Annotated in this window: 8 protein-coding genes and 1 pseudogene; 6 read left to right on the forward strand and 3 right to left on the reverse strand. The window is 43.4% G+C overall.

Features of this window, described 5'->3' with window-relative positions:
• Positions 1-119: pseudogene (locus AOB49_RS12065) on the forward strand (IS30 family transposase); the annotation flags it as partial.
• A gap of 25 nt (positions 120-144) precedes the next feature.
• Here AOB49_RS12065 and AOB49_RS07875 read toward each other — a convergent pair.
• The 3 genes from AOB49_RS07875 to AOB49_RS07885 all read right to left on the reverse strand — a co-directional run bounded on the left by AOB49_RS07875 (position 145) and on the right by AOB49_RS07885 (position 2,079).
• A complete protein-coding gene (locus AOB49_RS07875; protein WP_062309684.1) occupies positions 145-495 on the reverse strand; it encodes a DUF3147 family protein in 351 nt (116 codons plus the stop codon).
• A gap of 90 nt (positions 496-585) precedes the next feature.
• Positions 586-1,395: an energy transducer TonB gene (locus AOB49_RS07880; protein WP_216186610.1), complete on the reverse strand. Its 810-nt coding sequence runs from the start codon at positions 1,393-1,395 to the stop codon at positions 586-588.
• Positions 1,396-1,398: 3 nt separating this feature from the next.
• A complete protein-coding gene (locus tag AOB49_RS07885; protein WP_082784110.1) occupies positions 1,399-2,079 on the reverse strand; it encodes an ArsR/SmtB family transcription factor in 681 nt (226 codons plus the stop codon).
• A 34-nt stretch (positions 2,080-2,113) separates the two neighbouring features.
• Between AOB49_RS07885 and AOB49_RS07890 the strand changes: the two genes are divergently transcribed.
• The 5 genes from AOB49_RS07890 to AOB49_RS12300 form a co-directional block, all read left to right on the forward strand.
• Positions 2,114-2,539 (forward strand): hypothetical protein, encoded by a 426-nt coding sequence (locus tag AOB49_RS07890; protein ID WP_062309686.1) that lies wholly within the window; start codon positions 2,114-2,116, stop codon positions 2,537-2,539.
• Complete coding sequence (locus AOB49_RS07895) at positions 2,540-2,995, forward strand: rhodanese-like domain-containing protein (RefSeq protein ID WP_062309688.1); 456 nt, start codon at positions 2,540-2,542, stop codon at positions 2,993-2,995.
• 3 nt (positions 2,996-2,998) lie between these two features.
• Complete coding sequence (locus tag AOB49_RS07900; protein WP_062309690.1) at positions 2,999-3,613, forward strand: class I SAM-dependent methyltransferase; 615 nt, start codon at positions 2,999-3,001, stop codon at positions 3,611-3,613.
• Positions 3,614-3,874: 261 nt separating this feature from the next.
• Positions 3,875-5,032 carry an efflux RND transporter periplasmic adaptor subunit gene (locus AOB49_RS07905; protein WP_062309693.1) on the forward strand — a complete coding sequence of 386 codons (1,158 nt, stop codon included), beginning with the start codon at positions 3,875-3,877 and terminating at the stop codon, positions 5,030-5,032.
• Positions 5,029-5,575: ABC transporter permease (locus AOB49_RS12300; RefSeq protein WP_245640652.1), on the forward strand; the 547-nt coding region annotated here is incomplete at its 3' end. The genes AOB49_RS07905 and AOB49_RS12300, both read left to right, overlap by 4 nt.

Consider the following 5,575-nt stretch of genomic DNA (forward strand, 5'->3'; position numbering starts at 1 on the left):
ACTACTCCCAAGCCAAGCTCAATGCAGTGGCAAGGAAACTAAATGAACGCCCTAGAAAAACACTAAACTATCAAACACCGGCAGAACGTTTTGCTCAATCTGTTGCGTTGACCGGTTGAATCCAAGGCCAATAAATGCCATTGCCTATAGCAGATTAATTCCAAAGCCCTTCATCATCAAGGCAAATAGGCCAAAGCAGATGATAGTTGCCACTACGCAAGCCCCCATCGTTAGCCAAAATCCTAACTTTGGAAGTAGCAGTGGAAACAATAGAAACATTGGCAATGTTGGAATTACATACCAAAAGGTGTAATAGGCATGATTGGCTATCTTTTCCTCGGGCTGGTTTTCAACATACAACCACACCAGAGTTAAAAGCGTCATCAAGGGCAATGCCGCAATAAAGCCACCCAGTCGATCGCTTCGCTTTGCAACTTCAGAAATGAATACAACCATCCCTGCTGTTAGGAGATACTTAGTAATAATCCAAGCCATAGACGCCTTAAGTGTTTTTGCTTGCCCCATTATAGGAATATCGTTTAAAACGACATTACAAATATATGCGCATAGACGTATGTACGTGAACTACTTTCTTTGATTTAGATTGCTTGACCCCCATTGATCTAGCTGTCGCTGATTATGAGCGGCCACGCCTTCAATAGAATCCTGAGGTAATTGTTTGAGGCACTCTGCTAATGCTTCAGGACCGAGCTTTTCGGCAGGCTTATTTTGTTTTATCCCTTGCGGTGATTTGCCATCCCATGCGAATGGATTGTTAAATGATGGTGGATCAGGTAAACAGTCATCACTGTAAATGGGTGTGTCATCAGTAGCAAATGGCGTAAATGAAATTGTCTTTTCAAAGATGAGTGGTTTGCCAGTTGGCGTGGGCGGTGGCGGTGGCATTGAATAAATTGCTTTACGAGCAAGGGCTTCAGCCTTATCAGATGTCTTCCAGAGTGTTTCAACTTTAGTGATGCTTCCATTTGGAGCAATCTCGATTCTGAATCTCACCTGCCCTTGATCGGCACCTTCAACAGCTGTTCCCATCATGCTACGCACTTGCTTGCCCCAGGTGTGTCTGTAGCCTTTACTATTTTTTAATGTGTAGGTTGAGGCAAAAGCCCATTCCTCTGCTGTTGGGGCATTTGGAGCTGCTTGTGTTGCTGGGGCCTTCTTTGTGAGCGTCTGATTCTTCTGGATGTTGACGGGCTCTTGCTTTTCTTGCGGCTCGTTCAGTTTGATAACAACGACATCTTCTTTAACTGTTTTTAGCGGCTTTACTGTTGATGGAGCCCATAAAAGTAGAAAGCAGACATGTAAAGCTAAAGAAAGTACAAGCGCCGACTTAAAAGCAGACTGTGGCGTTTGAATAAGGCGATTAAGACGGAACAATCACTACTCGTCTTGTTTAGCTAGCTTCAAATTCATATTGAGCCAATTGGGTATGCCATCTTCTGCTCGTACTGCCTTAAATCCTTTTTCTCTGAGGCGCTTTACAGCTTCATAAGATAGTACGCAGTACGTGCCCCTACAGTAAGCGACAATCGTTTTAGATTTTGGAAAATCCCCCAATCTCTCTTCTAATTCCTCAAGGGTGATATTGAGTGCCCCTTCAAGATGGGAGTGAGCGTACTCTTCACTAGGCCGCACATCTAAAAGCGTGATTTCTCCACGCTTGGCTAATTTAAGTACTTGATTAACTGGCATGCCTTCTAAGCTATCTCGCGAGGTGAGGTACTTATTGACGAGGCTATCGACTTCTTCAATGTGGCGCTGTCCAACACCTTGTAGCTTTAAGAACAAATCAATGACATCTGAGTCCGCTATCTCATAAACAATGGATTTACCTTGTCTGATCGTATTCACAATGCCTACTTGTTTAAGTACTTGTAGATGTTGCGATACATTGGCAATTGGCAGCTTAACCTTTTTAGCTAGGTCTTCAACAGCTGTAGGGCACTGAATAATCAGTTCAATCAGCTCTAAGCGCACTTCTGAGCCAAGGGCTTTCCCGAGTTTGGCAAATTGCTCGAACAGTTTTTGCTTGAAAGTAGATTTTTGTCTAGGCATAATCATTCAATGATTTTATTGAATATAAGTGAGGGTGTAAATGCTTAAAAAGCTCGTGGGGGTCATTATCTCTTTGTTCTCATTAAGCGTTCTTGCTAACAGCCCTGTCCCGCTAGAGATTAACGGGCAAAAAGCCTTGGTATTCATTAATCAAGATCCTCCTGGGACCAGATGTAACACCAATGTTCAAATTGCCGCAGAAATTGCTAATGCGTATCGACTACCAATTTTGGTTCTGCCCCAAACAGCCGTTCCGCCATTAACGCCAGCTCCTTCAGTTTGGTACAACGGACAAAACATAGCGGCAAGTGGTGGCGCTCACAATGGCATGGTGAGCTATCAAATCATTGCGGACATTCTGGAGTTAGAGGGAACCACCAAGCAGAAGAAGCAAGGTAAGTTATTTAACGATAGCGTGAGACCTGAATTCGATAAGTTCAAATCAACTATTAAGACTGGGAAATAAATGAGAAAACTATTCATTGCGCTTGCGCTCACATCATTCATAGCAAGCCCTACATTTGCTGATAACAAAGCTATTGCTGTTGATGAGATGGCGGGTTATCTTGAGTTTGTGGACTATGGCGGTGCTACGATATTTCCTGAGCAGATACCCGCAGAAGAATATAAGAAGATGATGGTGATTGATGCTAGAGATAAGGCTCAGTTTGATAAGAGCCATATTCCTGGAGCAGTCAACATTGAGTGGCGCCAAGTCTTGGCACAAAAGGATAAGATTCCTAAGAACAAGCCTGTCTTAATCTACTGTAATACCGGCAGTCTCTCAGCGCAGGCAGGCTTTGCTTTGCGTGTTGCTGGCTATGAGAATTTGCGCATTCTTCAGGGTGGCTATGAAGAGTGGAAAACTAAAGGTGGCATGGATGCTTACAAGAAGGCTGTTAACAAACAGCCTAAGCACTAGCAAATGAACAAAAAAGAACATTGGGAGAAGGTCTACGGCGACAAGGCACCGGATGCGCTGAGTTGGTATGCGCCACACCTTGATACATCCCTCAGTCTTATTCATCAAGCAGCACACAGTAAAGATGCCGTCATTATTGATATTGGTGGTGGCGAATCTACGCTAGTTGACGACCTTTTGTCTGAGGGTTATGAGGACATCAGCGTTTTAGATATTTCTCAAAAAGCAATTGATGTAGCTAGGGATCGTATTGGTAAGCGGGCTGTTCAGGTTCACTGGTACTGCACTGATATTACGCAAGCAACATTACCTCAAGGCTATTTTGATGTTTGGCACGATAGAGCCGTCTTTCATTTTCTAACTGAAGAAGCGCAGCGAGCCAGATATGTAGAGCAAGTGATGCGTTCAGTGAAGCATGGTGGCTATGTGATTATGTCCACCTTTGGACCCGATGGCCCAGAGAAGTGTAGCGGCTTAGATGTGGTTCGCTATGACTCAGAAAATCTTCATGGGCAGTTTGGCAAGACATTCAAGCTTATTAATAGCTCAACAGAGCTACATCAAACTCCAATTGGAACTACCCAGCAGTTCTTGTATTGTTTTTGTAGGATGGAATAGGCTGCACTTAGCTTAGATATTTTTTTTACCCAAGTAGGGATCGTTCGATGTAACAAGTTTGTTGTTTAGGCTATCATACATTATATAAAAATATATAGTGTATGATAGCTCTAAGTAGTACAAAAAGATCAATATTAGAGATTAATAACGATTGCGTTCATTTCAATAATAATAGGTAATTAAATCACCCCGTAAACAACTAAAGGGAGCATGATCAGAAGATAGGCATCTTTTATTCAAGTACATTAATGGCTCAAAAAAATGAATACCACCATTAAATTAAAAGAACTTTTTAGTTCACTGCTGCTCCGAATGCGTGAATTGGACATTACCCGTCGTCAATTACTGATGGGTCTCACGCTTACATTTTTATTGGTCGTATTTGGATTTGTTGTTCTAAATTCTGGACCTTTAGCATCCACTAAAGTGACGACCATTAAAGTCAGCGACCAATCGCTTGCACCTACACTATTTGGAGTAGGAACAATTGAAGCGAGGCGGTCTTATTTGATGGGACCAGTAGTTGCTGGACGCGTTTCAAACGTATATGTAGATGTAGGCAATTTGGTTAAAGAGGGGCAACTACTGGCCGAGATGGATTCTATTGATCTGAATCAGAGAATGATTGCTGCTGAGGCACAAGTGACTGATGCAAAAGCACGTTTACTACTAGCTTCAGAAACGCATAAGCGTTATGTTGAATTGGGTAACAAGAATTTTATTAGTCCAATTGTTGTTGAGGGAAAGTCACAAGAGCTCAATTCAGCAAAAGCGATTGTTCAAAAAACGACCGCTGATTTGGCTGGGCTTAAACAACAAGAGCTTAATATTAAATTAAGGGCTCCAGTAGATGGGATCATTACATCTAGGGATGCCGAGCCAGGCTCAACCGTTATTGCTGGTCAGGCAGTTTTAAAGTTAATCGACCCAACGAGCCTATGGATTAAGACGCGTTTTGACCAAGGTAAGTCAATGGGATTAGCCGTTGGCTTAGATGCAAATGTGATATTGCGCTCTAATCCACATCACCCAATGTCGGGCAAGGTAGTTCGCGTTGAGATGCTCAGTGATAGCGTTGCAGAAGAACGCATCGCCCAAATTGAAATGATAGATATGCCTAAGACTGTTTCAATTGGAGAGATGGCAGAAGTGACATTGCAATTAGCCCCCAGTGAATATGGCCTTAGCTTGCCCAACGCAAGCATTAAAAAGAGGGGTGATGAAACTGGGGTATGGGTGCTCAAGGATGGCAAGCCCCATTTTGCTCGGGTACAAATTGGACAAAACGGCTTAAATGGTCAAGTGGTTATTCTCGGCGGACTTAAGAGTGGTGATGAAGTTGTTCTCTATAGCGATGCTGAAATTAAAGAAGGGCAGCGCATTAAGGTAGTTGATTCTTTATTGAAGAAATCACCGTGATTAGCCTAGCGGGTCGTGACATTGCGCATTCTTGGGGTAAGTTTGCTCTAACGGGATTGGGTCTCGGACTGCTAATCGGTGTCACTCTAACAATGGCAGGGGTATATCGAGGCATGGTGGATGATGCCATGGCCCTACTAAACAATAGTGGTGCAGATCTTTGGGTGGTACAAAAAGATACCCAAGGCCCTTATGCTGAAGCATCCAGCATTCGAGATGACTATGTAAGAGGTGTGCTGGGAATGCCAGGCGTTGCACGCGCAGCAAACATTACCTATCTCACAATGCAGGTTCGTAAAGGACAAAGTGATACTCGAGTCATGGTGGTTGGGGTAGAAAGTGGGCAGCTTGGTGAGCCGGCCTATTTGATTTCCGGTCGACATATTGTTCAGTCACACTATGAAGCATTGGCAGATGTTAAAACGGGGTTTGAGCTAAACGACCTCATTCAAATTAAGCGCCATCAGTATCGGGTAGTGGGTTTAACTCGCCGTATGGTCTCATCGGGTGGCGATCCAATGGTATTCATTCCAATTAAAGACG

It is taken from the genome of Polynucleobacter sinensis (assembly GCF_001595985.1).
Taxonomy (GTDB): Bacteria; Pseudomonadota; Gammaproteobacteria; order Burkholderiales; family Burkholderiaceae; genus Polynucleobacter; species Polynucleobacter sinensis.

What these genes read in the sequence shown, in the direction of transcription:
- AOB49_RS07875 (WP_062309684.1), bottom strand. Translation starts at nt 495, where the DNA reads ATGGCTTGGATTATTACTAAGTATCTCCTAACAGCAGGGATGGTTGTA.
- AOB49_RS07895 (WP_062309688.1), top strand. Translation starts at nt 2,540, where the DNA reads ATGAGAAAACTATTCATTGCGCTTGCGCTCACATCATTCATAGCAAGC.
- AOB49_RS07885 (WP_082784110.1), bottom strand. Translation starts at nt 2,079, where the DNA reads ATGATTATGCCTAGACAAAAATCTACTTTCAAGCAAAAACTGTTCGAG.
- AOB49_RS07905 (WP_062309693.1), top strand. Translation starts at nt 3,875, where the DNA reads ATGAATACCACCATTAAATTAAAAGAACTTTTTAGTTCACTGCTGCTC.
- AOB49_RS07900 (WP_062309690.1), top strand. Translation starts at nt 2,999, where the DNA reads ATGAACAAAAAAGAACATTGGGAGAAGGTCTACGGCGACAAGGCACCG.
- AOB49_RS07890 (WP_062309686.1), top strand. Translation starts at nt 2,114, where the DNA reads ATGCTTAAAAAGCTCGTGGGGGTCATTATCTCTTTGTTCTCATTAAGC.